The 1,620-nt window shown below is 75.1% G+C and carries 2 protein-coding genes and 1 pseudogene; all 3 read left to right on the forward strand.

Annotated elements, in window-relative coordinates; genetic code table 11:
* Window positions 1–195: pseudogene (locus tag PROKR_RS35400) on the forward strand (MarR family transcriptional regulator); the annotation flags it as partial.
* Window positions 196–331: 136 nt separating this feature from the next.
* On the forward strand, window positions 332–922 hold the full coding sequence (locus tag PROKR_RS18540; RefSeq protein WP_084800528.1) for a GNAT family N-acetyltransferase: 591 nt from the start codon (window positions 332–334) through the stop codon (window positions 920–922).
* Window positions 922–1,620, forward strand: a 699-nt coding sequence (locus tag PROKR_RS18545) for an LLM class flavin-dependent oxidoreductase (protein WP_036965574.1), incomplete at its 3' end; no start/stop codon positions are given. The genes PROKR_RS18540 and PROKR_RS18545, both read left to right, overlap by 1 nt.

Below are 1,620 nucleotides of genomic sequence, written 5' to 3' on the forward strand. Positions count from 1 at the left end.
GGGCAGGCCCGCAAGCTGCGGCTCTCCGCGGAGGGTGCCCGGCTGCTCGGCGAGGAGCGCGCGGCCAGCCGGGCGCTGCTGGCCGAGCTGCTGCACGACTGGTCGGAGGCGGACCGCGCCCGGTTCGGCGAGCTGCTGGGCCGCTACAACCGCGTCATCGAGGACCGCTCGAAGCGCCACTGGCCGCGGCCGTGACGCCCACCTGCCACGATCCCCGGGCGGTGTCGAGCACAGCAGTCGCTGCCAAGAGACGGCCCACGTGGCAGTAACTGCTGTGCTCGACGCCGAATCGACGTGGCGGCGTCCGGCGTACGTGCGGCAGGGTGAGGGGATGAGCGCACCCAGTGATGCAACAGCGGGCTCCCGCCCCGACGCCGCGTCCGACGCCAGGGCCCGGCCCGTGACCGGCGTGCGCGAGGCGAGCGCCGAGGACTGGCCTGCCATCTGGCCCATCGTCGAGGAGGTCGTGCGCGCCGCCGACACGTTCGCCTACGACCCCGCCATGGGTGAGGCCGACGCCCGCGCCGGCTGGCTGGAGATGCCGCGGCGGGTGGTGGTCGCGGTGCGCGACGGCGTCGTGGTCGGCACCGCGAACATGTACGCCAACCGGCCGGGACCGGGCAGCCACGTCGCGTCGGGCAGCATCATGGTCGACCGTGCGGTACGCGGCTCCGGAGCCGGCCGCGCCCTGGTGCGGGACATGATCGCGTGGGCGGCCCGCGAGGGGTTCGCCGCCATCCAGTTCAACGCCGTGGTCGACACGAACGCCGCCGCCGTCCACCTGTACGAGAGCCTCGGCTTCGTCACCCTCGGCGTCGCGCCGGGAGCGTTCCGGCACCCGGAGCTGGGCGACGTCGGGCTGCGGATCATGTGGCGGGACCTGAGCGACCTGCCGGACGCCGCCACCGGGGGCGAGGGCTGATGCGCTTCTCGGTCAACGTCCCCAACTTCGGCGACTTCGCCGACGCCCGCGCCGTCGCCGCCGTGGCCCGCGCGGCCGAGGACGCCGGCTGGGACGGCCTGTTCGTCTGGGACCACGTGGTGCACAACAAGTCGGCGCGCCGCGGCCAGCCGTTCGGCGACCCGTGGATGCTGCTCACGGCCGCGGCGCTCGCGACGTCGACGATCCGGCTGGGCACGCTGGTCACCCCGGTGGCACGGCGCCGGCCCGAGCAGCTCGCCCGGCAGGTTGCCACGCTGGACGTCCTCAGCGGCGGTCGCGTGGTCTTCGGCGCGGGCCTGGGCGGGCCGGTCGAGGACGAGTTCGGCAGCTTCGGCGACGAGACCGACCCCGTGGTGCTCGCGGAGAGACTCGACGAGGGCCTCGGCCTGCTGGCCCGCTACTGGGCGGGAGAGCGGGTGGACCACGACGGTCCGCACTACCGCGTGCGCGACGTCGAGATCCTCCCGGCCACCGTGCAGCAGCCCCGGCCGCCGGTGTGGGTGGGCGGGTTCTGGCCCGCGCGCCGGCCGTTCCGGCGTGCGGCGCGGTGGGACGGCGTCGTGCCGCTCTTCGCGTCCGGGCACGGCGAGCCGCCGACGCTCGACGAGGTACGCGAGGTCACCGAATACGTCACGGAGCACCGCGAGGCGGCCGGCCCGTACGACGTCGTCGTCGGC

Origin of the sequence: Promicromonospora kroppenstedtii DSM 19349 (assembly GCF_000515355.1) — a bacterium.
GTDB classification, from domain to species: Bacteria; Actinomycetota; Actinomycetes; order Actinomycetales; family Cellulomonadaceae; genus Promicromonospora; species Promicromonospora kroppenstedtii.